This window comes from Sphingomonas antarctica, assembly GCF_965137005.1.
Classification (GTDB): Bacteria; Pseudomonadota; Alphaproteobacteria; order Sphingomonadales; family Sphingomonadaceae; genus Sphingomonas_O; species Sphingomonas_O antarctica.
This window is the reverse complement of sequence record NZ_CBCRXM010000014.1, coordinates 38608-63776: the sequence shown is the minus strand read 5'-3', so window position 1 is coordinate 63776 and position 25169 is coordinate 38608. Positions and strand designations below refer to the sequence as shown.

The 25169-nt window shown below is 64.1% G+C and carries 25 protein-coding genes and 1 tRNA gene; 12 read left to right on the top strand and 14 right to left on the bottom strand.

Features of this window, described 5'->3' with window-relative positions; translation table 11 throughout:
* The first annotated feature begins 10 nt into the window (after positions 1-10).
* On the top strand, positions 11-451 hold the full coding sequence (locus tag ACM9ME_RS12905; protein WP_415643865.1) for a tetratricopeptide repeat protein: 441 nt from the start codon (positions 11-13) through the stop codon (positions 449-451).
* On the opposite strand, the gene rsmA is transcribed toward ACM9ME_RS12905, so the two are convergent.
* The 4 genes from rsmA to ACM9ME_RS12885 form a co-directional block, all read right to left on the bottom strand.
* Positions 452-1288, bottom strand: coding sequence for a 16S rRNA (adenine(1518)-N(6)/adenine(1519)-N(6))-dimethyltransferase RsmA (rsmA, locus tag ACM9ME_RS12900; protein ID WP_415643864.1), 837 nt, complete (start codon positions 1286-1288; stop codon positions 452-454).
* A complete protein-coding gene (gene pdxA, locus ACM9ME_RS12895) occupies positions 1285-2298 on the bottom strand; it encodes a 4-hydroxythreonine-4-phosphate dehydrogenase PdxA (RefSeq protein ID WP_415643863.1) in 1014 nt (337 codons plus the stop codon). Before pdxA ends, rsmA begins: the two co-directional genes overlap by 4 nt.
* A 2-nt stretch (positions 2299-2300) precedes the next feature.
* A complete protein-coding gene (locus tag ACM9ME_RS12890; protein WP_415643896.1) occupies positions 2301-3575 on the bottom strand; it encodes a peptidylprolyl isomerase in 1275 nt (424 codons plus the stop codon).
* Between the two features lie 113 nt (positions 3576-3688).
* Positions 3689-5896: an LPS-assembly protein LptD gene (locus tag ACM9ME_RS12885; protein ID WP_415643862.1), complete on the bottom strand. Its 2208-nt coding sequence runs from the start codon at positions 5894-5896 to the stop codon at positions 3689-3691.
* A gap of 120 nt (positions 5897-6016) precedes the next feature.
* Here ACM9ME_RS12885 and ACM9ME_RS12880 point away from each other — a divergent pair, with 120 nt between their 5' ends.
* The 3 genes from ACM9ME_RS12880 to ndk all read left to right on the top strand — a co-directional run bounded on the left by ACM9ME_RS12880 (position 6017) and on the right by ndk (position 8710).
* A complete protein-coding gene (locus ACM9ME_RS12880) occupies positions 6017-7462 on the top strand; it encodes a leucyl aminopeptidase (protein WP_415643861.1) in 1446 nt (481 codons plus the stop codon).
* Positions 7463-7530: 68 nt separating this feature from the next.
* Positions 7531-8214: an EF-hand domain-containing protein gene (locus ACM9ME_RS12875; RefSeq protein ID WP_415643860.1), complete on the top strand. Its 684-nt coding sequence runs from the start codon at positions 7531-7533 to the stop codon at positions 8212-8214.
* 73 nt (positions 8215-8287) lie between these two features.
* Positions 8288-8710 carry a nucleoside-diphosphate kinase gene (gene ndk, locus ACM9ME_RS12870; protein ID WP_415643859.1) on the top strand — a complete coding sequence of 141 codons (423 nt, stop codon included), beginning with the start codon at positions 8288-8290 and terminating at the stop codon, positions 8708-8710.
* Here the strand turns inward: ndk and ACM9ME_RS12865 are convergent.
* The 3 genes from ACM9ME_RS12865 to purM are packed head-to-tail and all read right to left on the bottom strand — an operon-like array spanning position 8707 to position 11122.
* On the bottom strand, positions 8707-9084 hold the full coding sequence (locus ACM9ME_RS12865) for a plastocyanin/azurin family copper-binding protein (protein WP_415643858.1): 378 nt from the start codon (positions 9082-9084) through the stop codon (positions 8707-8709). The two genes, ndk and ACM9ME_RS12865, sit on opposite strands and share 4 nt — an antisense overlap.
* A gap of 9 nt (positions 9085-9093) precedes the next feature.
* Positions 9094-10044: a phosphoribosylglycinamide formyltransferase gene (gene purN / locus ACM9ME_RS12860; RefSeq protein ID WP_415643857.1), complete on the bottom strand. Its 951-nt coding sequence runs from the start codon at positions 10042-10044 to the stop codon at positions 9094-9096.
* A complete protein-coding gene (gene purM / locus ACM9ME_RS12855; RefSeq protein ID WP_415643856.1) occupies positions 10037-11122 on the bottom strand; it encodes a phosphoribosylformylglycinamidine cyclo-ligase in 1086 nt (361 codons plus the stop codon). The genes purN and purM overlap by 8 nt, the downstream gene beginning before the upstream one ends.
* A gap of 60 nt (positions 11123-11182) precedes the next feature.
* On the opposite strand from purM, the gene ACM9ME_RS12850 reads away from it, so the two are divergent.
* Both ACM9ME_RS12850 and ACM9ME_RS12845 read left to right on the top strand, forming a co-directional pair.
* A complete protein-coding gene (locus ACM9ME_RS12850) occupies positions 11183-12373 on the top strand; it encodes a heavy-metal-associated domain-containing protein (RefSeq protein WP_415643855.1) in 1191 nt (396 codons plus the stop codon).
* Positions 12370-12978 (top strand): HdaA/DnaA family protein, encoded by a 609-nt coding sequence (locus ACM9ME_RS12845; protein ID WP_415643854.1) that lies wholly within the window; start codon positions 12370-12372, stop codon positions 12976-12978. Before ACM9ME_RS12850 ends, ACM9ME_RS12845 begins: the two co-directional genes overlap by 4 nt.
* Here the strand turns inward: ACM9ME_RS12845 and rnd are convergent.
* Positions 12975-14144 carry a ribonuclease D gene (gene rnd / locus ACM9ME_RS12840; protein WP_415643895.1) on the bottom strand — a complete coding sequence of 390 codons (1170 nt, stop codon included), beginning with the start codon at positions 14142-14144 and terminating at the stop codon, positions 12975-12977. The genes ACM9ME_RS12845 and rnd overlap by 4 nt on opposite strands.
* A 197-nt stretch (positions 14145-14341) precedes the next feature.
* On the opposite strand from rnd, the gene aspS reads away from it, so the two are divergent.
* Positions 14342-16174: an aspartate--tRNA ligase gene (gene aspS / locus ACM9ME_RS12835; protein ID WP_415643853.1), complete on the top strand. Its 1833-nt coding sequence runs from the start codon at positions 14342-14344 to the stop codon at positions 16172-16174.
* A gap of 62 nt (positions 16175-16236) precedes the next feature.
* On the opposite strand, the gene ACM9ME_RS12830 is transcribed toward aspS, so the two are convergent.
* The 3 genes from ACM9ME_RS12830 to serS are packed head-to-tail and all read right to left on the bottom strand — an operon-like array spanning position 16237 to position 18589.
* Entirely contained in the window at positions 16237-16569 is a 333-nt protein-coding gene (locus ACM9ME_RS12830) for a PilZ domain-containing protein (protein WP_415643852.1), read from the bottom strand.
* A 57-nt stretch (positions 16570-16626) separates the two neighbouring features.
* Positions 16627-17331, bottom strand: coding sequence for an SDR family NAD(P)-dependent oxidoreductase (locus ACM9ME_RS12825; RefSeq protein ID WP_415643851.1), 705 nt, complete (start codon positions 17329-17331; stop codon positions 16627-16629).
* Positions 17324-18589 (bottom strand): serine--tRNA ligase, encoded by a 1266-nt coding sequence (gene serS, locus ACM9ME_RS12820; RefSeq protein WP_415643850.1) that lies wholly within the window; start codon positions 18587-18589, stop codon positions 17324-17326. The genes ACM9ME_RS12825 and serS overlap by 8 nt, the downstream gene beginning before the upstream one ends.
* A 69-nt stretch (positions 18590-18658) precedes the next feature.
* Here serS and ACM9ME_RS12815 point away from each other — a divergent pair.
* From ACM9ME_RS12815 to trxB, 3 genes are all read left to right on the top strand, one after another.
* Positions 18659-18735: transfer RNA gene (locus ACM9ME_RS12815), tRNA-Met, on the top strand.
* Between the two features lie 219 nt (positions 18736-18954).
* Positions 18955-19824, top strand: coding sequence for a right-handed parallel beta-helix repeat-containing protein (locus ACM9ME_RS12810; protein WP_415643849.1), 870 nt, complete (start codon positions 18955-18957; stop codon positions 19822-19824).
* A gap of 72 nt (positions 19825-19896) precedes the next feature.
* Complete coding sequence (trxB, locus tag ACM9ME_RS12805; RefSeq protein WP_415643848.1) at positions 19897-20868, top strand: thioredoxin-disulfide reductase; 972 nt, start codon at positions 19897-19899, stop codon at positions 20866-20868.
* On the opposite strand, the gene ppk2 is transcribed toward trxB, so the two are convergent.
* A complete protein-coding gene (gene ppk2 / locus ACM9ME_RS12800) occupies positions 20861-21610 on the bottom strand; it encodes a polyphosphate kinase 2 (protein WP_415643847.1) in 750 nt (249 codons plus the stop codon). The genes trxB and ppk2 overlap by 8 nt on opposite strands.
* Before the next feature lie 134 nt (positions 21611-21744).
* Here ppk2 and nadC point away from each other — a divergent pair, with 134 nt between their 5' ends.
* Positions 21745-22596, top strand: a complete 852-nt coding sequence (nadC, locus tag ACM9ME_RS12795; protein WP_415643846.1) for a carboxylating nicotinate-nucleotide diphosphorylase — start codon at positions 21745-21747, stop codon at positions 22594-22596.
* A complete protein-coding gene (locus ACM9ME_RS12790) occupies positions 22596-23303 on the top strand; it encodes a ribonuclease T2 (RefSeq protein ID WP_415643845.1) in 708 nt (235 codons plus the stop codon). The genes nadC and ACM9ME_RS12790 overlap by 1 nt, the downstream gene beginning before the upstream one ends.
* Before the next feature lie 3 nt (positions 23304-23306).
* On the opposite strand, the gene ACM9ME_RS12785 is transcribed toward ACM9ME_RS12790, so the two are convergent.
* Entirely contained in the window at positions 23307-23720 is a 414-nt protein-coding gene (locus tag ACM9ME_RS12785; protein ID WP_415643844.1) for a DUF4112 domain-containing protein, read from the bottom strand.
* Positions 23721-23770: 50 nt separating this feature from the next.
* Positions 23771-25135 carry an ABC transporter substrate-binding protein gene (locus ACM9ME_RS12780; RefSeq protein WP_415643843.1) on the bottom strand — a complete coding sequence of 455 codons (1365 nt, stop codon included), beginning with the start codon at positions 25133-25135 and terminating at the stop codon, positions 23771-23773.
* Positions 25136-25169: the final 34 nt, after the last annotated feature.

The window sequence follows — 25169 nt, the reverse complement described above, 5'->3', positions numbered from 1 at the left end:
GGAGACTGTGATGCGGCTGGCCTTGACCCTCGGCGCACTGATGCTGGTTTCGGCCGCGCCCGCGCCCGTCGTGGCACCGTCGCTGGTGATGCAAGGGCAGGCCGCGGCGGCAGCGGGTCAACTCGAGACCGCGACCGATCTGCTCGAAAGCGCACTTGCCGCCAATCCGCGCAGCCGCGTCGCCTATCTCACGCTCGCCGATGTGGCGCGCAAACAAGGGCTGCCGGGCAAATCGATCCGTCTGTATCGTCAGGCGCTGGCGCTGGATCCAAACGATCGCACGGCACTGGCGGGGCAGGGCGAAGCGTTGATCGACAAGGGCGCAGTCGCCAAAGCACGCGAGAATTTGGATAAGCTGGCCAAATTATGTCGCGGCAATTGTCCTGAACAGATCGCGCTGGCGGGAGCAATCGGCCGCATCGGCGCACAGCAGACGGCCACCAAACAGTAACTATTTGCGCGCCTCGGGCAATGCGCGCGCGACGGCGACGAACTCTTCGATCGACAATGTTTCGGCCCGCCGCGCGGAATCGACGCCAGTAATCTCCAACGCGTCGAGCGCCCCCGCCAATCCCTTGAGCGATTGCCTCAGCATCTTGCGGCGCTGACCGAAAGCCGCGGCGGTCAAGGCTTCGAGATCGGCAAAGCGGACACCGTCGGGCTGAGCCCTGGGCACGATATGGACCACTGCCGACATTACTTTTGGCGGCGGCGTGAACGCCGAGCGATGCACCCGCATCGCAATCCGTGCCTCGGATCGCCAGCCAGCCAGCACCGCCAGACGTCCATAAGCATCGCTGTCCGGCGCGGCGACGATGCGTTCGGCGACCTCCTGCTGGAACATCAGCGTAAGTGACGCCCAGCGCGGCGGCCAGACTTCACTCGACAGCCATTGGACGAGCAATGCCGTGCCGACATTATATGGCAGGTTGGCAACGATGTGGCCGCCCTCGGCAAGCACATCCGGAAGCGCAACGGCCAAGGCGTCGCCTTCGATCACCGTCAGCCGGTCATCGTTCAATTCGGCAAGCGCGGGCAGGCAGCGCCGGTCGCGCTCGACAACGGTCACGTTGGCGCCCGCGTCCAACAGCGCACGGGTCAGCCCGCCGGGACCGGGTCCGACTTCATAAATCGAGCCACCGCGAAGATCGCCGGGAATGGCGGCGATCCGCTTCAGAAGCTGCTGATCGAGCAAAAAGTTTTGGCCCAGCGCCTTCGAGGCGTTCAGCCCGTGCCGGGCAATAACCTCGCGCAGCGGCGGACGCTCCTCGCCTGACGCGCCGCTCAAGCCGCCTCGGAAATGTAAGCGGCGCGGGTGCGCGTGGCCTCGGCGGCCATCTTGATCGCGGCGATCATCGCACCGGGATTGGCGGCGCCCGTACCGGCGATATCGAATGCGGTACCATGATCGGGCGAAGTCCGCACGATCGGCAAACCCAGCGTCATGTTGACGCCCTCGTCAAAGCACAATGTCTTGAGCGGGATCAGCGCCTGATCGTGATAGCAACAGATCGCGGCGTCATATTGGCTGCGCGCGCGCGAATGGAACATGGTGTCCGCCGCGAACGGCCCGGTCGCATCGATGCCCTCCGCCTGCAACTGCGCGATGGCGGGCTGGAGAATGTCGATCTCCTCGCGTCCGATCATGCCGTCTTCACCGGCGTGCGGATTGAAACCGGCAAAGGCCAGCCGGGGGTTCGCGATCGCAAAATTCTTCTGTAGCCCACGCGCTGTCGCGCGTCCCTTAGCCACAACCATTTCGATACTGAGCGTGCGTGCAACATCCGCCAGCGGCATGTGCGTCGTGATCGGCACCACGCGCAACGACGGTCCGGCGAGCATCATCACCGCATTGTCATGTGCGACACCGCAGCGTTCGGCGATAAATTCGGTCTGTCCCGGATGATTGAAACCGATCGCGTAAAGCTGTGACTTGCATACCGGCCCGGTCACCAAGGCACGCGCTGCGCCGGCCATCGTCAGCCCCGTGGCGAGCTCAAGGCTTTGCAACGCACACCGCGCGCCCTCATAAGTCGGTCGACCCGGCAGATCGGGCCGTGCTTCCTCGACCGCGAAGATCGGCAGCGCTTCGGCAAAGACCTGCACGGCATCGCGCGGATCCTTGATCCGCTGGAGCGGGCCGCGCCACACGCTTTCGATCGTCCGCGGGTCGCCAACGGCGAAGAACGGCTCGATCCTTGATGTCGCTCGCGCGCTCCAAGCCTTGGCGACAATCTCGGGTCCGATCCCCGCCGGATCGCCGACCGCAACGACCAAAGGTGCCTGCGTACCCGCCATGTTTATCGATACTCGACGATCGCGTCGCGGCGCAGATCGCGGAGATAACGCTGCGCGCGCTGGTTCACGCGGTCTTCTTCCATCTGCGACATGATCTGGTCGAATGACGGGCCGTTCGCAGTCTGCGCTTCGTCGCGCCCGCACATGACGAGCACGCGGACACCCTCGGTCATCGACCCGAACGGCGGCGTCGATTCGCCGACCGACATTTTGAGCAAGGTTTCCTGCAACGGCGCGGGCAAATCGCGGATCTTGACCTGATCGTTGTCGACCAATTCAGCACCGAGTTGCGTCGCAACCTCCTGCGCCTTGCCGCAGCCGCCCATGGCCTGCGTCGCCTTGGCCAGCGCCGAAGCGCGCGCAGTCGCTTCGGCTTCGCTGGTCTTGGCATCGAATTTGAGTGAAATCTGACGCAGATTGAGAACTGCGTCGCGCGGATCGGTGGTCAGGACCTGACGGCTGTCCTGCAACACCAGGATGGAAAAACCGCCGGGAATGGCAATCGGTCCGGCAATCTGACCATTTTGCATGGTCTCCAGGCTCTGCGCCAACGCCTCGGGCAATTGCCCCGCGCGGACCCAGCCGAGATCGCCGCCGACCGAGGCAGTCGACGCTTCGGAAAACTGGCGCGCATAGGCCTGGAACGATCCGCCGCCGCGCACCGCCTCGATGATCTTGCGCGCATTGTCCGACACTGCCGCCGCCGTCTCGGGGGTCGCCGACAGATACAATTCACTGACGCGATATTCCTTTGCGCCCTTTGTCGCCTGCAGCCGGTCGAGCACGGACTGAACTTCACCGCCGCTGACATTGACGAAGGGTTCGACCTGACGCCGCAGCAAACGGCTCCACGCCAACTCACCCTCGATCTGTCCCTTGATCGATCGATCGGACGAACCGGCGTTGCGCAAATAAGCCCCGAGTCCCTCGGGCGTCTGCTTGAACCGTTGCGCGACCTGGTTGTAGCTTCGGTCGATTTCGCTGCGCTCGATGGTGATGTCGTGCGTCTTGGCTTCCTGGATCTGCAGCCGCTCGTCGATCAGGTTGCGCAGCACCTGGAGGCGCAGCCGATCTCGTTCGGCATCCGGAACCTGCCCGCCATTGGCCAGGATGATCAGCGCCAGACGCTGATCGACATCGGTGCCGGTGATGATCGCGCCATTGACGATCGCCGTCGCCTTGCGGAGGTGCGGATCGACCTTGCCCAGCAACTGGACGTTGGCGGGGATATTCAAATTGGCAGCACTGTTCGTTGCTTGGTCCGCATCCTGCGCCATGGCGGCAGATGCGACGAGGATAAGCGGCAGCGCGCGGATAAACTTGCTCAAGATGTTCTCAAACCTCTGAATTTGCCCGGCCCCGTGATGCCAGCAGCATCGTGAATGGCGGATTAGCGACCAAAGCCCTTAAACGCCAGCCTGACCAGAAAGCTGTTGCCGGCGCGCGCGTCGCCCGACGTCTGATATTCACGTCGCCATGTGAAGCCCAGGTCGATGCAATCATCGGTGTAGGCGATGCCCAACCGGTGGCGAACCGGCTCATAGCCATCGACCGTTGAGGTCGGATCCTCGGCGCGGTCCGTCAGATCGATGATCGTCGATCCGAACACCGAAATATATTTGGTGACCGCCAGCCGCCCGGCAAGGCGGATTTCCTCGCGGTCGCGCAAATCCTCGAGCGTAAACGGAATGTCGCGGTTGAGGCGCAGATACCCGATGACGGCGTAAGTGCTTTTGGACCCGATCGTCGCATCGACCTCGTTGCGGCGGACTTCGAGCGTGTCCTTGTCCAGCCGGAACCGCTCGGTGAAGGTCACGAAGTCGCGGAACTTGACGCTGGCCCGCCCGACAATGTCGGAGGTGCGGCCATTAAGGCCCGTGCCATCCGGGAAAATCGCGCCGTGCTGGGTGATGCGATAGGACTGGCCAACGGTGGCAGCAACGGCGATGTTCGGTGCGTCATACGCCCAATCGACGCCGTAGGTGACGCGCACGCCGTCTTCGTACCGATCGTACCCGGGGAAGCGGTTGAGCGCGAACAGATTGCTGTCCTCGAGATCGACCGCGCGGGCGTCTTCATTGGGAATTTCGAAATTGCGGACATGCGGCGTCGCGACAAGCTGAACCCGCGGCGTGATCCGCTGCATGCCCGACAGGAACTCACCGATCAGCGGCCAGCGCAGTTCCGCAGCGAGTGAACCGACCGCGCGCCCTTCGAACCCAGGATCGCCGCGATATTGCGCGGTCGTCGTCAGCGCATTGCCCTTGCTGTGATACAAGTCGCCGCGGCCATAAGCGGTCAGCAGCAATTCCTGTCCCCAAGGGGTCAGGCGTCGCAAATCCCAGCGCACCGACGCGAACAACCGCTGCGTGTCCTGACCATCGGGCCGTGCGATCGACAGTGCGTTGACTTGAGTACTGACGCGCCCGCCGGCGATCATGTCCGGCAAGCGCAGGCGATAATCGAATTCGGGCAGGACCAGCGGGCTTTGCCCCTGGTCCTCGCCTGCGCGCAACGTCTGAAATGCCCAGCTGTCGAGGGAGAGGAAGCTGTCGGGCGCAGCGCGTTCGATACGGATCACCGAGCGCAGGCGGTCGTCGTTCGAAATGTCGTAACGCCGCAGCAACGTGCGGTCGGTCGCGCGGCGGACCGATCCGGAAATGCTCCACGCTGGGTCGAGTTGAAACCGGCCGCTGGCATCGAGGTAACCACGGAATTCGCGCTGACCGATCGTGCTGACCGTTCCCGCGGGCAGGCGGGAACCATAAGTAGCAAAGCCGCCGATCTGATAGGCGCCATTCTCCGTCAGCGCACGATACTGGCCGGCAAGCGCGGGCAGCACTTCCGAATAGAGATGCGGCGTCAGCGTCAAATCGCGGTTGGGTGCGAGCCTGAAATACACGGGCTGGGCAAACTCTAGTCCGTTGGTACGCGAATAGCGCAGATCGGGGGTCAGCAGGCCCGTCGATCCGCCGCCGCCCAACGGGATGGTGAATTTTGGCAGTGTGAACAGTCCGATGCCAAAAATATGCGGCTGGGCGTGCGTGAAGGTCAGTTTCTTCGCGACGGGATCATGCACGATCTTGACGGCGCTGATCGACCAGCTGGGATTGCGCGGGCAACCGTCATCATCGGTGACCGGGCAGGGGGTATAGGCGGCGTTTTCGAGTGTCGAGACGCCGTCGACGCGGGTGCCCTTGACCGCCGCCAAACGGCCACCCTCGGCCAGCACCAGCAACAGATTATCGACCACCCCGTCTTTCAGCGTGTCGGTCAGCTGTACCTTGTCGCCATATGCCGCATCGCCGCCCGGATTGACGACGATGACATTGCCCGACGCGATGACCTGACCCGATTTGCGGTTCCAGGTGATGGTGTCGGCGCGAACGCGATTGCCCTCGCGCGTCATGCGCACGTCGCCGGTGGCCGTTACCGTGTCGGCGCCATCATCATAGTTCAGCTGGGCGGCGGAGAAATCGACCGCTTGATCGGGCGTTGCAGCGGCGGCAGCCACAGGCGCGCCGGTCTGCGCGACCGCCGCCTGACCCGCCGAAAATAGCGCCGCCGAAGCGAGCAGATGAACTGTTCTGACCGGCACGCCCAACCCTTTGAAGGCCTTGCGACTATCGCAGCGCCCGACAACGCGCAACGGTTGCGGGAGGGGCAGCGACGGGCCTAGGGAACAGCCATCCCCCAATTTATCGGAAAATGTTTCGCCATGAAGATCAGTTTTGCCGCCAGCCTGCCCGCCGATTGGAGCACGCTCGTCGTCCCCGTGGGCAAGGACGGAGTCGAAAACGCAACTGCCTCGCTCGATCATGGTGAGGGCGTAACGGCTGCAGTGCGCCTGGCGCGATTCGAAGGCGAATCCGGCGCGGTCGTCGAGCAGATTTATGCGCAGGGCGGGGCGGCACGACGGGTGCTGATCGTGGGCACGGGCGACGGCTCGGCTGAGGGTTTTGAAAAGGCCGGTGCGGCGGTGACCGCGCGCCTGCTCACGTCGGGTGAAACAAAATTCGTCGCTGACCTGACCAAGGCGAACGCCGATGAAGCCGCCTCGTTCGCAGTCGGCGCGCGCCTGCGCGGGTGGCGCCACGACGCCTATCGCACTAAGCTCAAGGACAAGCAGAAGATCAGCCTGGCCGAGGTCGTGATCGTTGGTGACGAAGCGGGCTGGGCGGCTGGATCGGCCGCCGCCGACGGCGCCGAATTCACGCGCAACCTCGTCGCCGAACCCGCCAATATTCTTTACCCCGAATCCTTCGTCGAGCGCGCCAGGGCGAAGCTCGAACCGCTCGGTGTCACGATCGAGGTTCTCGACGTGCCGGCGATGGAAAAGCTCGGCATGGGCTCGTTGCTCGGCGTCGGGCAGGGGTCGTCGCGCCCGTCGCGCGTCATGGCGATGCGCTGGGCTGGCGGCAACGGTGACGAAACCCCGCTCGCCTTGGTCGGCAAGGGCGTGACCTTCGACACCGGCGGCATCTCGCTCAAGCCCGGGCCGGGCATGGAAGACATGAAGTGGGATATGGGCGGCGCGGGTGCCGTCACCGGCGCGATGGTCGCGCTGGCCACGCGCAAGGCCAAGGTAAATGTCGTTGGCGTGGTCGGACTGGTCGAGAACATGCCCGACGGCAATGCGATCCGCCCCGGCGATGTGCTGACCTCGATGTCGGGGCAGACCATCGAAGTGCTTAACACCGACGCCGAAGGGCGCCTGGTGCTGGCCGACGCGATCACCTGGACCCAGCATCGCTTCAAGCCGCAGACCATCGTCGATCTCGCGACGCTGACCGGCGCGATGATCATTTCGCTGGGCAAGGAACATGGCGGCATCTTCTCGAACGACGACGCGCTGGCGACGCAGTTGATCGCGGCGGGCGGGGAAGTCGGCGAGAAATTGTGGCGCTTCCCGATGTCCGACACTTACGACAAATTGATCGACAGCCCGATCGCCGACATGAAGAATATCGGCCCGCGCGAAGGCGGCTCGATCACCGCGGCGCAATTCATCAAGCGCTTCGTCGACGAAGGCGTGAAGTGGGCGCATCTCGACATTGCCGGCATGGTTTGGGCCGGTGAGGCCGGCCGCACCTGGGACAAGGGCGCGACAGGCTATGGCGTGCGCCTGCTTGATCGGTTCGTGAAGGACAATTGGGAAGGCTGAACCGCGTTCAGCTTGTGGAAAGCCCGCAAGCGCAACCGCGCCTACGTCAATGATGCTGGTGGTGAGCGATGGCGCGTGCGACGAAACTGATCTTGTTGGCGGCCCTCATCGGCTCGGCTGTCAGCGCGCAAATGGGCCCGGGCGGCGGCGGCGGCGGGTCGCCCGGCGGTGGCCGGGGAGGGCGCGGACCCGGCGGTTTTGGCGGTGGCATGCCTCATGGCGAAATGCGCGCACCCGATCCGGTCAAGCGTGACAAGTTCGACAAGGCGGTTACCGCGATGTTCCGCGAAGCCGACACCAATCACGACAATGTCGTCACGCTCGACGAACTGCAGGCGAGCATCGCCGCCAAACGCGATGTCCTGATCCGCGCGCGTTTCCAGCACGTCGATCGGGACAGCAACGGCAGCATCGATTTCGCCGAGTTCGCCGCATGGCAGGCCGAGCTGGGCTCGGTCGCCTTGTCCGACGAGGCGGCAGGCGGGCGAAACCCGCGCGTCGCGTCGGTCATCCGGCCGCCGCTCGACAAGAATGATCGCGGACTGGGTCAATTGATCGAGCCGCTCGGCGCGACGGTTCTGCTCGAGGCCGATGTCAATTCGGACGGCAATGTCACCCTCGCGGAACTGCTCGCTTATGAAGGCAAGCGCTTCGATGCCGCCGACAAGAACCACGACGGCGAGATTTCGTTCGACGAACTGCGTGCGTTGCGCGCGTCCGAAGACGCCGACGGCCCGATGCGCGGGCGGTAAACTTGCCCCGCCGGGCTGGCGCGACTAAGGGCGCGGCCAATCCCGCAACTTAAACATGGAGCCTCGACCAGTCATGGCCGCGACGCGCACTTTCTCGATCATCAAGCCCGATGCCACCCGCCGCAACCTGACCGGTGCGGTCACCAAGATGCTGGAAGACGGCGGCCTGCGCGTCGTCGCGTCCCGGCGCATTCACCTGACCAAGGATCAGGCCGAGGACTTTTACGGCGTTCACCGCGAACGCCCGTTCTTCAACGATCTGGTCGCCTTCATGACCAGCGGTCCGGTCGTGGTTCAGGTACTGGAAGGCGAGAACGCCATGCAGCGCAACCGCGACATCATGGGCGCGACCAACCCCGCCAACGCCGAACCAGGCACGATCCGCAAGGAATTGGCGGAGTCGATCGAAGCCAATTCGGTCCACGGTTCGGACAGCGACGAAAATGCCGCGACCGAAATCGCCTTCTTCTTCAAGCCGGAAGAAATCGTCGGCTAATCGACCGTGATCGATCCCGTCATGCCGAAACTGGCATGGAGGAAGTGGCTGCATTTCAGTTTGTAAGTTGCGGCGTGCGCCGGCGCGGTGAAGTGGATGTCGACGGCCTCACCCCCGCCGACGTCCACCTTGCCGCCCGCGACTTTCGCGCGGTCGGCGGGCGCAATCTGTGATGCCGCAAAGAATTCGGGCGCGACGAAATCATGTCCGCCCGACGCCGTGTTGACGATGTGCAGCGTGTACGCCTGCCCATGATGCAGGGTGAGCGCCGATGGCGTGAAGTGGAAGTTGCTGAGCTCGACCGTGATGCTGTCTTGAGCGGACACGGGTGCCGCCACCAAAGCGATCGTCAGCGGCAACACAAATCTCAGCATCATAATCTCCTAAAATTCGTTCGCGGCGTCCAGGAACGCGGTCAGCCGTTTCGGCGCGACGCTCAACCAACTGCGCTGGACCCAATCGGCGACATGGTCCCAATCGGTGTCACCCAGATCGAGACGCATCCCCACCCAGCCATCGCCGAAATAGGCCGGACGATAATAATGCGCGGGGTCGGCTTCGATCAGCGCGGCCTGTTCTTCCTCGCCGCTTATCTTGACGAGCAGCGCGGTCTTGCCGTCGCCATGATGATCGACGCTGACCCAGGCGAACTTCTTGCCTTTGACGATACCGAAGCAGGGCATGCCGTGGGACAGCGTCTCCTCCGCATCGGGCATCGCTATCGCGACTTTGCGGACCTTCGCGACGAGATAGTCGGGCGACCGGTCGCGCCCGACGAACGCGGCGAGGGTCGGGGCGTAGAGTTGATGCTCTGCGATCAGGACGCGTGCGGCGAGCGTTTCGGGCGTATCGCCCGGCAAGATCGCGACCTCGGCTTGGGCCAGGACGGGTCCCGCATCGAGTTCGGCGGTGACCTCGTGAACCGAACAGCCCGCAACCGTGTCACCCGCCGCCAACGCCGCCTGATGCGTGTGCAGCCCCTTATATTTGGGCAGCAATGACGGGTGAATGTTGAGTGTCCGGCCGCCCCAGCTTTCGACGAAATCGGGACTGAGCAAGCGCATATATCCGGCCAGCGCAACGAACTCGACGTCATGATCGTGCAGCGCCTCGTCGAGCAATTCGTCGAATGCGAGCCGGGTCAGGCCCTTGTGGCTGTGCGACCAAATGGCGACACCCTCGGCAGCGGCAAGGTTCAGCCCCGGCGCCTCGGGATTGTTCGACGCCACCAGGACGATCTCGTAAGGGCAATCTTCGCGCCGCGACGCATAAAGCAGCGCCGCCATGTTGCTGCCGGTGCCCGATATCAGCACGGCGACCCGGGCTTTAGCCATGGTGCGTGGCGCTCCACGGCGCGCGTGCGGACCAGGTTTCGCTGCTGCCGGTAACGGTGCAACCGCGCTCCCCGGCGTCGATGTGCCCCAATGTCACGACCGTCTCGCCCGCCGCAGCCAAGCTTTCGGTCACCGCATCGACCTCCTCGGGCCTGACGATGACCGCCATGCCCACGCCGCAATTGAACGTTCGCGCCATCTCGCCCGGCTCGATTCCGCCCTGCGCCTGCAAGAACGCCATCAGCCGCGGCTGGACCCACGCATCCGCATCGACATGGGCGTGCAGCCCCTTGGGTAAGGCGCGCGGAATGTTTTCCAGCAAGCCGCCGCCGGTAATGTGCGCCAGCGCGCCGATCTTGCCGCTGCGGATCAACGGCAACAGCGACTTCACGTAAATCCGCGTCGGTGCCATCAACGCATCGATCAGGATCTGGTCCTGATCGAACAGGGAAGGGCGCTTCAGTTTCCAGCCCTTGTCCGCGGCCAGCCGCCTCACCAGCGAGAAACCGTTCGAATGGACCCCCGAACTTGCAAGGCCGAGAATGACGTCGCCTGCGCTCACCCGGTCGCCCGTCAAAACTTGCGACCGGTCGACCGCACCGACCGAAAAGCCCGCCAGATCGTAATCGCCATCGGCATACATGCCGGGCATTTCGGCGGTCTCGCCCCCGATCAGCGCGCAGCCGGCGATGCGGCAACCCTCGGCGATCCCCGCGACGACGAGGGTCGCGATGGCCGTATCGAGTTTCGCGCTGGCGAAATAATCGAGGAAGAACAACGGCTCCGCACCCTGCACGATCAGATCGTTGACGCACATCGCGACCAGATCGATCCCGACACCATCATGCCGGTCGAATTCGATCGCCAGCTTGAGCTTGGTCCCGACCCCGTCATTGGCGGCGACCAGCAGGGGGTCGTCATATCCCGCGGCCTTGAGGTCGAAAAATCCGCCAAAGCCACCCAATTCCGCATTGGCTCCCGGTCGCGCGGTGGCGCGGGCCAGCGGCTTGATTGCCTCGACCAAGGCATTGCCCGCTGCGATAGAAACGCCGGCCTGTTCGTATGTATATCCCGCCATGAGCACGCCCTAGGCACTTGCGGCTTGGATTTCCACGGCGTTCCCGCCAAAGACCGCAACGTGCGGCGCGCGCTCCTTCCTCTCCTCGGTTTCGGCGCGCTTGCGGGCGCGGTTGCCGTATGGGCCCAGATCGAGGGCGGTGACCGGGGCGTCCCCCCCATCGATTCGTCGGGCAGCTTCGAAGTTTCGGGTATCGACGTCGATGTGTCGGGCAAATCGCCCGACGCGGCGCGGCTCGGCGGGTGGCGCATTGCCCAGCGCAAGGGTTGGCAATTGCTGTGGGCCAAGACGCATGGCGGCTCGCTTGGCGGCATTCCCGCCGACTCGGTGCTCGACGGCCTCGTCGCGGGTATCGTCGTGGAACAGGAACAGGTCGGGCCGACGCGTTATGTCGCGAAACTCGGCGTGTTGTTCGACCGCGCCCGGGCCGGGGCGTTACTCGGTGTCGGCGGCAGCGTTTCGCGGTCCGCGCCGATGCTGGTGCTGCCGGTCGAATGGTCGGGCGGCGGACCCATTTCATACGAAGCGCAAAGCGAATGGCAAAAAGCCTGGGCGCGGTATCGCAGCGGGGGCAGCCCCATCGATTATGTCCGCTCCAGCGGCTCGGGGGCGGACCCGTTGCTGCTGACCGCGGGCCAGGCGCAGCGGCCAGGGCGAATCTGGTGGCGGCTGATCCTCGATCAATATGGCGCGGCGGATGTGCTGGTGCCGCAGGTCCGCCTCGATCGGCGCTACCCCGGCGGCCCGGTGTTCGGCGTCTTTACCGCCAAGCATGGCCCGGACGGTCGCATTCTCGGCAGCTTCACCCTCCGCGCGGCATCGAGCGACGCGCTCCCCGCGTTGATGGACGAAGGCGTGCGGCGGATGGACCAATTATATACCGAAGCGCTGGCGGCGGGCGAACTCAGGCCCGATCCGTCGCTGATCGCGCCGGCCGCGCCCGACGATTCGCTGCTCAACGCGACCGACCTGCCGGCGGTCGAGGATAATGGCACTGCACCGGTCACCGCAGGGTCGAGCGTCATCAGCGTCCAGTTCGCCAGTCCTGACAGCGCGTCGATTACCGCCACCGAGTCCGCAGTACGCAATGTCCCCGGCGTTACGGCGGCGAGCACCTCCAGTCTCGCGATCGGCGGGACGTCGGTGATGCGCGTTGCCTTCAACGGCGACGCGGCGGCGCTGCAAGCGGCTTTGGTGGCCAAGGGCCTCAAGGTCGAGGACGTCGGCGGTTCGTTGCGGATTTCGCGATGACGCAGAACGCGCTCCCGTTCGACTGGCCCGCGGGCGAGGAGGACGAGGGCTTCGTCGTCTCGCCCAGCAACGCGGCGGCGGTGCGCCATCTCAACAGCCATGCGCGCTGGCCCGTCGCGGCCTCGGTGCTGACGGGTCCGCGCAAATCGGGGCGCAGTCTGCTCGGGCGCATCTTCGTCTTGCGGACCGGCGGTACACTTATCGAAAATGGCGAACGCGTCGACGAAACCGAGTTGTTCCACGCGTGGAATGCCGCGCAGGAAACACGGCGGCCGCTGCTGATCACTGCCGATCATTGGCCCACCGACTGGGTGATCACCTTGCCCGATCTGCGGTCGCGGCTGATGGCGACCCCGCACGTCACGCTGGCCGATCCCGACGACCAATTGATCGGGCAATTGCTGCAACGACTGCTCGAGCGGCGCGGGATCGTGTTGCCGGAAGACGTCGTCAGCTATCTGGTGCCGCGCGTGCCGCGTAATCACGTTGCGATCGTCCGACTCGCGGATGCACTCGATACGGCGGCGTTGAGCGAACGCCGAGCCTTGACCGTCCCGTTCGCGCGTCAGGTGCTGGGGCGGTTATGGGAAACGAAGAGCGCCTAGTCTTCGGTCCGCGTCATCTTCAGCTTGCCGTTCTTGACCGCGAAGCCCAGCTGACCCTCGACCAGTTCGAGTGCGTCACGCCCGAATTGCTCGAATCGCCAACCCTGCAGGATCTGCAGATTCTCGCGCACGCCCGACGCCAGCAGATCGAGCTCGTCGTTGCGCGCCAACAGTTTCGGCGCGACATTCGATTCGCGTGAGCGAATCTTGAGCAACAGTTTGAGCAGGTCGGCGACCAATGCCCCCTCGCGGCCCAATCCCGGCTTGCGGTCGTCGCGCGCGGGCATTTCGTCGTCGCTCATCGGCTCCGCGGCCGCGACGGCGGATAGCATCCGCCCGCCGATGTCATTGCCCGCCCATGAGGTCGACAATCCGCGCACCTTGGCAAGGTCCGCCTGCGCGCGTGGCGGGTGCAGCGCGATATCGGCCAGCGTCTCGTCTTTCATGATCCGCCCGCGCGGCAAATTCTTGCCCTTGGCCTCCAGCTCGCGCCACGCCGCCAAGGCCTTGAGACGCCCGAGCACTTCGGGTTTGCGGCTGGCGATCTTCACGCGCAGCCAGGCCTTGGCCGGATCGGCGGCGTAATTGGCGGGGTCGGCGAGCTTCTCCATCTCCGCCTCGAGCCATTCACCACGCCCGGTTTTGATGAGCTTGGCCATCATCATCGGGAAAATCTTGGCGAGATGGGTCACGTCGCCGATCGCATAATCGATCTGGCGCTTGTCAAGCGGACGGCGCGCCCAGTCGGTAAAGCGCGCACCCTTGTCGAGATTGATGCCCAGCCAGCTTTCGACCAGGTTCGAATAGCCGACCTGCTCGCCTTGCCCCAAAGCCATCGCCGCGATCTGCGTATCAAACAGCGGGTGCGGGGTCGTGCCGGTCAGATTATAGACGATCTCGACGTCCTGCCCGCCGGCGTGAAACACCTTCAGCACATCCTCGTTCGACACCAGCAGCTCGAGCAGCGGAGCCATGTCGATCCCCGGTGCCATCGGGTCGATCGCCGCCGCCTCATTCTCGTCGGCGATCTGGATCAGGCACAGTTCGGGCCAAAAAGTGTTCTCGCGCATGAACTCGGTATCGACCGCGATGAACCGCGATTTCGATAGGCGGGCACAGAGTTGGGCGAGCGTGGCGCTGTCGTCGATCAGCGGATGGATATGCATCGGCAACCCCATAGCGCCCCCGCGCGCCTTGACAAACAGGGGCGTGGCCATGAAGCGCTCTTCAACATTTTCCGTCACCCCGGCGAAAGCCGGGGTCCACCTTGCGGCAAGTGCCGTCGCCAAGACGAAGGGTCCGCCCTCGCGGTGCCGTGGACCCCGGCTTCTGCCGGGATGACGATTTTTCTGTAGAGTGAACTATGACCCCAAACTGTTATCGCACCCACAACTGTGGTGAACTGAGGCTTCAGAATACCATTTCCAATGAGGTGGCAGAAGAGAGGCCACCCGTAAGATTGTCTGGCTGGATCCATCGCAAGCGCGATCACGGCGGATTGCTGTTCATCGATCTGCGCGACCACTACGGGATTACCCAGATTGTACTGCACCCTAGCAGTAAGGGCTATGAGGTTGCGGACAACGCCCGTGTTGAAAGCGTAATCACTGTTTGCGGTGAGTTGCTCGCTCGATCAGAAGATCAGGTCAACGCCAATTTGTCGACTGGTGAAGTCGAGCTGATGCCGAGCGGGCTGCATCCGGATCACGGAGTGTGGGTGCAATCGTCAGCCTCCGAACTGCCGATGCCGGTGTTCGGCGAGAGCGATTATCCCGAGGAAACGCGCCTCAAATACCGCTATCTCGATCTGCGCCGCGAGCGGCTGCACAAGAACATCGTGCTGCGCTCGAACGTCATCGCCAGCATCCGCCGCCGCATGATCGAGCAGGGGTTCACGGAATTTCAAACGCCCATCCTGACGGCGAGCAGCCCCGAAGGCGCGCGGGACTATCTGGTCCCCAGCCGCGTCCACCCCGGCAAATTCTACGCGCTCCCGCAAGCGCCGCAGATGTTCAAGCAGCTGCTGATGGTCGCGGGTTTCGACCGCTATTTCCAGATCGCGCCCTGTTTCCGCGACGAAGACGCGCGCGCCGATCGCAGCCCGGGCGAATTCTATCAGCTCGATTTCGAAATGAGCTTTGTCACGCAGGACGACGTGTTCGCGGCGATTGAGCCCGTTCTCCATGGCGTATTCGAGGAATTCGCCGATTTCGAGGGCAAGGGCCGCACCGTCAGCGCTCTGCCATTCAAGCGCATTCCGTACCGCGAATCGATGCTCAAATACGGCAATGACAAGCCGGACCTGCGTAACCCGCTGCTGATCACCGACGTCAGTGACCATTTCAAAGGCTCGGGCTTCGGTCGCTTCGCCTCGATGGTTGCGGAGGGTAATGTCGTGCGCGCCATCCCCGCTCCCGCGACGAACGAGAAGAGCCGCAAATTCTTCGACGACATGAATTCATGGGCGCAGGGCGAAGGCTTTCCCGGCCTCGGCTATGCTACCCAAAAGGACGGCGTGTTCGGCGGTCCGATCGCCAACAATCACGGCCAGGACGGCATGAAGGCGATTGCCGACGCCATGGGCCTCGGCCCGAATGACGGCATCTTCTTCGCCGCGGGCAAGGAGGCCCAAGCCGCCAAGCTCGCCGGACTCGCGCGGACCCGCGTCGCCGATCAACTCGAACTCATCGACAAGAGCCGCTTCGAATTCTGCTGGATCGTCGACTTTCCGATGTTCGAATATGACGAAGAGGCCAAGAAGGTCGATTTCAGCCACAACCCCTTCTCGATGCCGCAGGGCGAGATGGATGCGCTGGAGACGATGAACCCGCTCGATATCCTGGCCTACCAGTATGACATCGTCTGCAACGGTATCGAGCTGTCGTCGGGCGCGATCCGCAACCACCGTCCGGACATCATGTACAAGGCGTTCGAAATCGCCGGCTATACGCAGGTCGAGGTCGACACCAACTTCTCGGGCATGATCAACGCGTTCAAGCTAGGCGCGCCGCCGCACGGCGGATCGGCACCGGGGATCGACCGCATCGTCATGCTGCTGGCCGACGAGCCGAACATCCGCGAAGTCATCGTCTTCCCGATGAACCAGAAGGCGGAAGACCTGATGATGAACGCGCCCGCGCCGGCCACGCCAAAGCAGTTGCGCGAACTGTCGATCCGGGTGGTGGCTGACTCTTGATCGTCGCCCCGGCGCAGGCCGGGGCCGCTATAGGCTAGGTAGACCGTTCGTAGACGACCGGCTTACGCCCGCGTCTTCACCACAATCGCCTCGAACACCGCCTGATTCAGCAAATTCTCGAACGCGCACCCGACCATTGTGCCGTCGTTCCAAACCACTTGCGCCTGCAATGCGCCGAGGCCGGGCAGCGTCACCCAGCACAAATGGCCCGCGCGCATGCTGGTCAGTGCCTCGCAGGCGAATCCGCCCAGCGACAGGTCGCGCACGACCACGTTGAAGCCGCTTTGGCCCGATGGGCGTAACGTCGCCGCCATCGACAGGCGAGATCGTGGGGCGCAGCGATCCTCTTGAGAGGCGAGGGCATAGCTGTCCTGGGGCAAGCGGGTCAGCGTCATGATGCGAGTCCTTGTTTGCGACTCGTTAAAGACTGCGCTGTAATTCTTAATTCGCGTTTAGAACTCGTCGTTAACGCGTTCACGGTGGGGACTTTTCCAGTCCGATTGCGCCAGTTCGACGATCCGCCGCGCCACCGCTTCGGGTGGTTTGACCGATAGCGGGTCCTCGCCCGGAAATGCGCGCTCGCGCATCTTCGTCCGCGTCGCGCCGGGGTCGAGGACCGCCACCGCGATCGGGCCGACGACGTCATTCTCCTCCGCATAAGCGGTCAGCAGCGTGTCGAACCCCGCTTTGGACGCGCCATAAGCCCCCCAATAAGCGCGCGGCGTCGCACCCACGCTCGACGTGATGCCGATCACTTTTGGTGCGTCGCTCTTGCGCAACAGCGCATCGAACGCCGCGATCAACGCGGCCTGCGCGCCAATGTTGAGCGTCAGGACGCGGGCGAATTCCTTGGGATCGATGTGCGGCACCGGCGTCAGGCTGCCGAGCGTCGCGGCATTGAGCACCATCAGATCCAGCTTGCCCCAGCGTTCGGTGACCGCGCCCGCCAATCGGCCGATCGATTCGCCGTCGATCAGGTCGAGCGGCGCGATCGTCGCGCTGCCGCCGGCCGCATGGATCCGATCCTCGACCGCTTCCAGGTCCTTGGCGTTCCGCGCGGTGATGATGACGTGCCAGCCTTCGGCCGCCAGCGCTTCCGCGGTCGCCGAGCCAATGCCGCGCGACGCGCCGGTGACCAGAGCGAGTTTGTCAGCCATTGGGCGTCAACACCGTCATCCCGCCGGTATACGGCAGCAGCACATCGGGCACGGTCACAGAGCCGTCTTCATTCTGATAATTCTCCAGCACCGCGACAATCGTGCGGCCCACGGCCAATGCCGATCCGTTGAGGGTGTGAACGAACCGGTTGTCCTTCGGCCCGGCGCGATAACGCGCATTCATCCGCCGCGCCTGAAAATCGCCGCAGTTCGAACAACTGCTGATCTCGCGATACGCGCCTTGTCCGGGCAGCCAGACTTCGAGATCGTAGGTTTTCTTCGCTGCAAACCCCATGTCGCCCGCACATAACAGCATGCGGCGAAAGGGCAGGCCGAGCGCCTCGAGAACCGACTCGGCGCAGGCCGTCATCCGCTCGTGCTCGGCATCGGACGCTTCGGGCGTGGTGATCGAAACCAGCTCGACCTTGTCGAACTGATGCTGGCGGATCAGCCCGCGCGTGTCGCGGCCCGCGGCCCCGGCTTCGGAACGAAAACACGGGGTCAGCGCGGTGAAGCGCAACGGCAATTCGTCCTCACCCAGAATTTGTTCGCGGACGATGTTGGTCAGGCTGACTTCGGCAGTCGGGATCAGCCAGCGGCCATCGGTGGTCTGGAACAGATCGTCGCGGAACTTGGGCAATTGCGTCGTGCCATAAGCCGCATCGTCGCGGACCAGCAGGGGCGGCGACACCTCTTCATATCCCGCACCAACCGCCTGATCGAGCATGAACTGCCCCAGCGCGCGACCCAGCCGCGCGACCTTTCCACGCAGATAGACGAATCTCGCCCCTGCGACCTTCTGCGCCGTCTCGAAGTCCAGGCCCAAGGCCGGTGCGAAGTCGGCATGGTCGCGCCCGCTCGCACGGCCTTCGCCGCGGCGATGTTGCTCGACATTGCCGCTTTCGTCCTTGCCGTCCGGAACATCCGGCGCGGGAAGATTCGGCAAAGCGTCGCCCAGTTGCTTGAGTTCGGCCTCGCACTCTTCGACCGCAGCCGCCGCCTCGGTCTGTGTCGCTTTCAGCGAAGCAACCTGCTCGCGCAGTTGATCGGCTGTCACCTTGTCGCCGGTACGCATCGCGGCGCCGACCTGTTCGGAAATCGATTTGATGGCCGACTGCATTTGCTCGGCAGACATGATCGCGACACGCCGGCGGGCATCGACGTTGAGCAGCGCGCCCGCCGCCACGCCCAGCCCGCGCCGGGCCAGACCCGCGTCGAACGCCTGCGGATTCTCGCGGATTGCCTTCATGTCGTGCATCGCGGCGCTATGGCGGTGGACAGGGGTTGTCGCAACCCACCGCCGTCGCTATCTGCGCCACCCTGCCGGGGCGGAGTAGCTCAGTTGGTTAGAGCAGCGGAATCATAATCCGCGTGTCGGGGGTTCAAATCCCTCCTCCGCTACCACCCGGCGCAACCGAAGGCGAAGGAACTTCGCATCGACTTGCACAGGGGCGGCCGACCGCTGCCCGGCAGCGGATCGACGTCACGGGATTTACTCCCGGGACCGACAATCAGCCTTACTGCTCCATTTACCGCGCCCGTTTAGCACACACCAACAAGCTCCCGCTTATCAACCACTTGCCGGACGGGTGATGTCGCACGTTCCGGGAATGCGGAGCCTGTATGTCTGTCACCCACAAAACGCGCACCCTGGTGCGCGCCTGTGTCCTTGCGTGTGCCTTCATCGCGGCGGCTCCGGCGGCGGCGCGGAGCATCGCCGTCAATCAAAGCACGCTGGTCCAGGGCATGAACGCGGCCCAGCCGGGCGACACGATCGTTCTCGCGCCCGGCGGCTATGGGGTCATCGCCGTTCCCCGCAAGGTTTGGCAGCAACCGATCACCATCGATGCCCGCGCCGCGTCGATGACCGGCATCGTGATGTTCAAGGTTTCGGGCGTCAATTGGACCGGCGGCACGATTATCGGCTCGCTCCTGGGAATTTCGATTTCGAACAGCGATCGCGTCAACATCACCGGAGCCGATGTTTCGGGGGCGATCAAGGGTATCGTCGTCAACAATTCCAGCGACATCAAGCTGTTGCGCAACAAGCTGCATGCTCTCCGCAGCGACGGAATCGATGTCGTTGGCCAGCGCGTGCTGGTCGAAGGAAACACCATCACCGACATGCGTCCGGTGGCTGGCGATCATCCCGACGGCATCCAGATCTGGAGCGCGAATGACGAACAGACCCGCGACATCACTGTCCGCGGCAACAGCATTACAGGCGCGAGCCAGGGCATCTTTGCCCGCGCGCCGGCTTTGGGCCTCAGCAATCTGGTCGTGACCGGCAACAAAGTGTTCGTCGACTATGGCAACGGCATCGTCTTGCTCGACACCAAGGACAGCATCGCGACCGGAAACAGCGTGAAATCGACAACCAACGGGCAATTCGACAAGGCCAATATGCGCGTTGAAGGGTATAACAACATGGCCTGCAGTAACGTCGTACCCGATGTGCCGAAGGCACCCGCCGCGCAGGTCTGCGTCGGCTAGTCGCGGGGTTGACGCCCGGCGGGCCGGGACCGACATGCGGGCTTTCCCGCATTCATCGGAACCGGACCTGTTATGCCTACGACTCATTCGACCCGCATGCTCATCCTCGGGTCGGGGCCGGCCGGATTGTCCGCCGCGATCTATGGCGCGCGTGCCGGAATGAAGCCGATCGTGGTGCAGGGCATTCAGCCGGGCGGTCAGCTCATGACCACCACCGATGTCGAGAACTATCCCGGCTTCCGCGACGTCATCCAGGGTCCGTGGCTGATGGAGGAAATGCAGGCGCAGGCCGAACATGTCGGCGCGCGGATGATGTGGGACACGATCGTGTCGCTCGATCTGTCGCAGCGCCCGTTCCGCATGATCGGCGACGGCGGTGATGTTTATGAAGGCGAAGTCCTCGTCCTCGCCACTGGTGCCCAGGCCAAATGGTTGGGGCTGAGCAGCGAGGATGCGCTGAAAGGGAAGGGCGTCAGTGCCTGCGCCACCTGCGACGGGTTCTTCTATCGCGGCAAAAAGGTCGTGGTCATCGGCGGCGGCAACACCGCGGTCGAAGAAGCACTCTACATGACCAATCACAGCGACGACGTGACGCTGATCCACCGCCGCGACACGCTGCGCGCCGAACGCATCTTGCAGGACCGCCTGCACGCGAATCCCAAGATCACCGTGCTGTGGAACAAGCGCATCGACAAATTCGTGGGGGAGGGCGACCCGGTCGGCCTGACCGCGCTCGATCTGGTCGATACCGTCACAGGGGAAGCAACGCGTTTCGACACCGACGGCGCCTTCGTCGCCATCGGCCATCACCCTGCGACCGAGATCTTAAAGGGCCATGTCGCGCTCGACGGCGACGGCTATGTCACGGTCGACACCGGCTCGACGCGCACCAGTGTCCCCGGCGTGTTTGCGTGCGGCGACGTGATGGACAAGATCTACCGCCAAGCCGTGACGGCCGCCGGTACCGGCTGCATGGCCGCGCTCGATGCCGAACGCTTCCTTGCCGAAGCCGAATTCGAACGCGAGATGGCCGAGGCTATTTAGCCAGCCGGCCCTTCGCGACCTTCGGTTCATATTCGAACAAAATATCCGCGTCGGGTGCTTTTACGGTGCCGGCGACATCGTCGGGCGCAACATGGCGCAGGATGTGCCGGATCGCGGCCTTGCGCGCATCGGGCTTGTCATCGGTGGCGACGCAAAACCACGGTGCGGCGGCGCTGTGCGTATGCAGCAGCATATTGTCGCGCGCCTTCGAATAATCGTCCCATTTGTCCTGCGCGACCGCATCGAGCGGACTGATCTTCAGCGCCTTGAGGGGATCCTTGCGCCGGGCCTCCAACCGCTTGGCTTGTTCGCCTTTCGATATATCGAGCCACAGTTTGACCAGCCGGATGCCGCTCTCGACCAGCATCCGCTCGAAACTCGGCACATCCTTCAGGAACTGCGCCTGTTCCTCCGGTGTGGAGAAGCCGTTGACGACCTCGACGCCCGCCCGATTGTACCAGCTGCGGTTGAAGATCACGAGCTCGCCCGCCGCCGGTAATTGCTGGACATAGCGCTGCAAATACCATTGCCCGCGTTCGCGATCACTGGGCTTAGGGAGCGCCACGACGCGCGTGTTGCGCACGGACAAATGCTCGGTCAGCCGCTTGATCAGCCCGTCCTTGCCCGCCGTATCGCGCCCTTCGAGCACGATCAGAATGCGCTCCCCCGATTTGGCTTGCGCCATCTGCATGTCCACCAATGCCTGTTGCAGCGGGTGATCGGGCTTTTCGTCATGGCTCATACGTGGAGGTTAGCGCACCGGTCGGGCCACGTCGATTTTTCTGTCCTACACGCTCGCCACTACGATACAGACTCGATCTCCGGCAGGAAGATGAAGCGCTCGATGAAATTTCTACGCACCTCGCATGAATCAGCATGAATCATTTCGACATCGCAACGGACTTTGTTGACCGCTTTGTCGCCGCGACGCTGGCCGAGGATCTCGGTGATCCGCCGCGCGATGTAACGTCTGAAGCGGTCATTCCCGCCGATGCCCGCTTTGCCGGCGCGATGGACAGCCGCGATGCGATCGTCGTCGCCGGCCTGCCGCTTGCCGAGGCATTTTTTCGCGCCTTGGACCCGCACATCGATATGGAAATTCTGGCCGGGGAGGGGGAGGCTGTGCCCGCCGGAACCGACTTGATGCGTGTCACCGGCAACGCCCGCGCCCTGCTCACTGCCGAACGCTCGGCGCTCAATACCGTCCAGCATCTGTCGGGCATCGCCACACTGACGCGGACCTATGTCGATGCCATCGCTGGCACAGGTTGCATCTTGCTCGACACGCGCAAGACTATCCCCGGCCTTCGCCTGCTGGAGAAATACGCGACACGCATGGGCGGCGCGACCAACCACCGCATGGGCCTGTGGGACGCGGCGATGATCAAGGACAATCACGCCGCAGTCGCCGGTTCGGTCGGCGCCGCCACGCGCCGCGCGCGAGATGCGGGGGTGGAGCGGATCATTGTCGAGGTCGACCGGATCGACCAGATCGACGAAGCCATCGCGGGCGGCGCGACGCATCTGCTGCTCGACAATATGGCGCCGCCCGTTTTGCGCGACGCCGTGACGCTGGTGGCGGGCCGCATCCCCACCGAAGCCTCGGGCGGTGTGCGCCTCGACACCATCCGCGCCATTGCCGAAACCGGCGTGACTTACGTCAGCGTCGGGCGCTTGACGCAGAGCGCACCAGCCGCCGATATCAGCCTCGATTTCAAGGAGTTGTGATGCGTATTTCCGTTGGACTCGCACTGTTGCTCGCGCCCGCGATGGCGCACGCCGCCGCAACCAGCTGCGCGCTGCCCGGCACCATCGATCCTATCCACGCCGAAGACGCCAACGACAAGAACCCGATGCGCCGCCTGCCCATCGCCAGTTACACGCTCGCACTCAGCTGGAGCCCGCAATTCTGCCGCGGGCAGGGCGACAAGCCGTCGTTCCAATGCACGAGCGGCCAAAAATTCGGACTGACGCTGCACGGCCTATGGCCCGACGGCGCGGGCAAGGACTGGCCGCAATATTGCAAGTCCGTCGAACTGCTCTCCGAAACGCAGCTGCGCAAAAACCTCTGCGTCACCCCGTCCGCCCAGCTCAACCAGCATGAGTGGTCGAAACACGGCAGCTGCATGGGCATCACCCCTGCGCAGTATTTCGACCAGTCGCGCACTTTGTTTCAGGCGCTCAACTGGCCCGACATCGATCGGCTGTCGCGCCGACCGCTGACCGTCGGTCAGTTCAAGGACGCATTCGCGCGGGCCAATCGCGGCAAAGTGCCGGTCAATGCCATCCGCGTGACAGTGACAGGCGGACGCTGGCTCGACGAGCTGTGGCTGTGCCTCGACACGCGCTACAAATTCCGTCGCTGCGCCGCCAATCAGGAGGGCGGCGTGCCGAATGCTCGCAAGCTGCTGATCTGGCGTGGCGGCGCGGGCTAACGCCTACGCGTCGATCGTTGCCGTTCCCGGATGCAGCTTGTCGAGATGCTTTTTGACCAAGCGCAAGTTACGGGTGTTCGATCGGAAGAAGAAGTCGGGCACCATCCCGACGAACGGTATCGCACCCAACAGCGCGTCGAACCCAATATTGCCCGCCATGCGTGCGATGACGTGCTTGGACAGCCCCAGATTGCGCGCCTCCCATGCCAGCCAGCTGCCCATCGCCGCAGCGACGATGCTGCCGCCGACCGGCAGGATGTCGAGGATCACGTCCAGCCCAACCTTGCGATTGGTGCCGGGAATCGTGAACAGCCCTTCGAGCAGATGCTCCATGGCTTCGATCCGGCGACGAATGGCGAGCGGGTCGGTCCCGACATAATCCTGCGGGTTCAGTCGGTTGATCGTGGCATTGGCCATGGTCATGATCCTCGTTGCGCGTGCGATATGGGAACGCGCAATGGCCTTGCCTAGTTGCGCGGCACCCTCAGCTCGCCGAGCGGGTGCACCGCAAAGGCATTTTCACGCCAACCGTTCAGCGATTCATCGACCATCGACCAGCGGAGCGGTGTGGACAGGGGAATATAGCCACTGGCCTGCGCCGCCGCCGCGTCCGCATCGGCAATCGCCCGGGCACGCTCGACCAGAGATGGCGCGACGCGCGCCGCCTGCAACGCTTGCTCCGACAGATCCGAACACGCAAACCCTGCCTCGCAGCCGGTGCGCGTCAGATACCAATTGGCGCTGCCATTGGGCGACACCTCGTCGATCAGCACCAGATCTGCGTCGGGCACGTTCCATGCCACCGCCTCGACGCGCAAACCGATCATACGAAAATCGACAGTCAGCCGCGCCATGACCAGCCGCATGCCGGGTCCGGCGGGAAGTGCGATCTTGAGGGGGGCGGGCTCACCATGCACCGCGATCCAGCCGGCAATGCGCGAGCGTGCGGCACGTCGGCGATCGTCGAGGCTGGTCGTCCCCCAGTTCGGTTCGACCGGGACACGCGCGCTGTCGAGCTGGGCGGGCAACAACCGCTGCGCCACCGTCCAGCGCGGCACCCCGGTGATCAACCCCATAGCCTCCCGGTCGATCGCCATCGCCAGCGCCTCACGGATCGTCACATCGCGCAGCATCGGCGTGGTCGGGCGGATGCCGATCCCAAACAGCCCCTCGGCCGGATCGATCCGCAGACTTCGCTCATGTGCCGCCTGCGCCACCGGCCAATCCGCCAATGTCCCGCCCGAAACCAGCGCCGCACGCCCGGCCTGGAACCGCGCGATGGCCTTGCCCACACGTTCGCTACGCAGCGTCACCTGCGTCACCAGCGGGGGCGGCGTGTCGGCATCCATATCGGGATCGGGCAGGGGGGTCAGGACCAGCGCACCACCCTGCCGCACCGCGCGCCACGGTCCGGCGCCCAGCCCTTCGCGGCGAATGCCCAATTCGGGCTGGGCGAGCAGTTGAAACATGTTGGGCCGCGGCACGCGCAGCCGCACTTCGATGATCCGCCCGGTCATCGGCACGATGCCACCGACCGCCATCAACAATGGTTTGAGACTGTTATGGCTGGCCGCCCCGACCCCGCGCGCAAGGCTGGCGGCGACTTGCGGCGCGGTGACGTCGCTCCCGTCCGGCCAGCGGGCGTGGCGCAGCCGGAAGATCAGGCTCAACCCGTCGTCGGTCACGATCCAGCTTTCGGCAAGTCCCGGGCGCACTTGTCCCGCGGCATCGAGCGTCACCAACCCCTGCGCCGTCTCACGCGCCACGATGCGCTGCGGTTCGTCGAGCGTTTGGCGATCGGGGTCGGCACTGCGCAGGCTGCCGCCGATCACACTGACGGCGATCTCGGGATCGTTGTTGCGCCGG

What these genes read in the sequence shown, in the direction of transcription:
- ACM9ME_RS12810 (WP_415643849.1), top strand. Translation starts at nt 18,955, where the DNA reads ATGTCTGTCACCCACAAAACGCGCACCCTGGTGCGCGCCTGTGTCCTT.
- ACM9ME_RS12880 (WP_415643861.1), top strand. Translation starts at nt 6,017, where the DNA reads ATGAAGATCAGTTTTGCCGCCAGCCTGCCCGCCGATTGGAGCACGCTC.
- ACM9ME_RS12845 (WP_415643854.1), top strand. Translation starts at nt 12,370, where the DNA reads ATGACGCAGAACGCGCTCCCGTTCGACTGGCCCGCGGGCGAGGAGGAC.
- ndk (WP_415643859.1), top strand. Translation starts at nt 8,288, where the DNA reads ATGGCCGCGACGCGCACTTTCTCGATCATCAAGCCCGATGCCACCCGC.
- ACM9ME_RS12905 (WP_415643865.1), top strand. Translation starts at nt 11, where the DNA reads ATGCGGCTGGCCTTGACCCTCGGCGCACTGATGCTGGTTTCGGCCGCG.
- pdxA (WP_415643863.1), bottom strand. Translation starts at nt 2,298, where the DNA reads ATGGCGGGTACGCAGGCACCTTTGGTCGTTGCGGTCGGCGATCCGGCG.
- aspS (WP_415643853.1), top strand. Translation starts at nt 14,342, where the DNA reads ATGACCCCAAACTGTTATCGCACCCACAACTGTGGTGAACTGAGGCTT.
- ACM9ME_RS12865 (WP_415643858.1), bottom strand. Translation starts at nt 9,084, where the DNA reads ATGCTGAGATTTGTGTTGCCGCTGACGATCGCTTTGGTGGCGGCACCC.
- purN (WP_415643857.1), bottom strand. Translation starts at nt 10,044, where the DNA reads ATGGCTAAAGCCCGGGTCGCCGTGCTGATATCGGGCACCGGCAGCAAC.
- purM (WP_415643856.1), bottom strand. Translation starts at nt 11,122, where the DNA reads ATGGCGGGATATACATACGAACAGGCCGGCGTTTCTATCGCAGCGGGC.
- ACM9ME_RS12825 (WP_415643851.1), bottom strand. Translation starts at nt 17,331, where the DNA reads ATGGCTGACAAACTCGCTCTGGTCACCGGCGCGTCGCGCGGCATTGGC.
- ACM9ME_RS12785 (WP_415643844.1), bottom strand. Translation starts at nt 23,720, where the DNA reads ATGGCCAATGCCACGATCAACCGACTGAACCCGCAGGATTATGTCGGG.
- ppk2 (WP_415643847.1), bottom strand. Translation starts at nt 21,610, where the DNA reads ATGAGCCATGACGAAAAGCCCGATCACCCGCTGCAACAGGCATTGGTG.
- serS (WP_415643850.1), bottom strand. Translation starts at nt 18,589, where the DNA reads ATGCACGACATGAAGGCAATCCGCGAGAATCCGCAGGCGTTCGACGCG.
- ACM9ME_RS12790 (WP_415643845.1), top strand. Translation starts at nt 22,596, where the DNA reads ATGCGTATTTCCGTTGGACTCGCACTGTTGCTCGCGCCCGCGATGGCG.
- ACM9ME_RS12875 (WP_415643860.1), top strand. Translation starts at nt 7,531, where the DNA reads ATGGCGCGTGCGACGAAACTGATCTTGTTGGCGGCCCTCATCGGCTCG.
- nadC (WP_415643846.1), top strand. Translation starts at nt 21,745, where the DNA reads ATGAATCATTTCGACATCGCAACGGACTTTGTTGACCGCTTTGTCGCC.
- ACM9ME_RS12890 (WP_415643896.1), bottom strand. Translation starts at nt 3,575, where the DNA reads ATGGCGCAGGATGCGGACCAAGCAACGAACAGTGCTGCCAATTTGAAT.
- ACM9ME_RS12830 (WP_415643852.1), bottom strand. Translation starts at nt 16,569, where the DNA reads ATGACGCTGACCCGCTTGCCCCAGGACAGCTATGCCCTCGCCTCTCAA.
- trxB (WP_415643848.1), top strand. Translation starts at nt 19,897, where the DNA reads ATGCCTACGACTCATTCGACCCGCATGCTCATCCTCGGGTCGGGGCCG.
- rnd (WP_415643895.1), bottom strand. Translation starts at nt 14,144, where the DNA reads ATGCATATCCATCCGCTGATCGACGACAGCGCCACGCTCGCCCAACTC.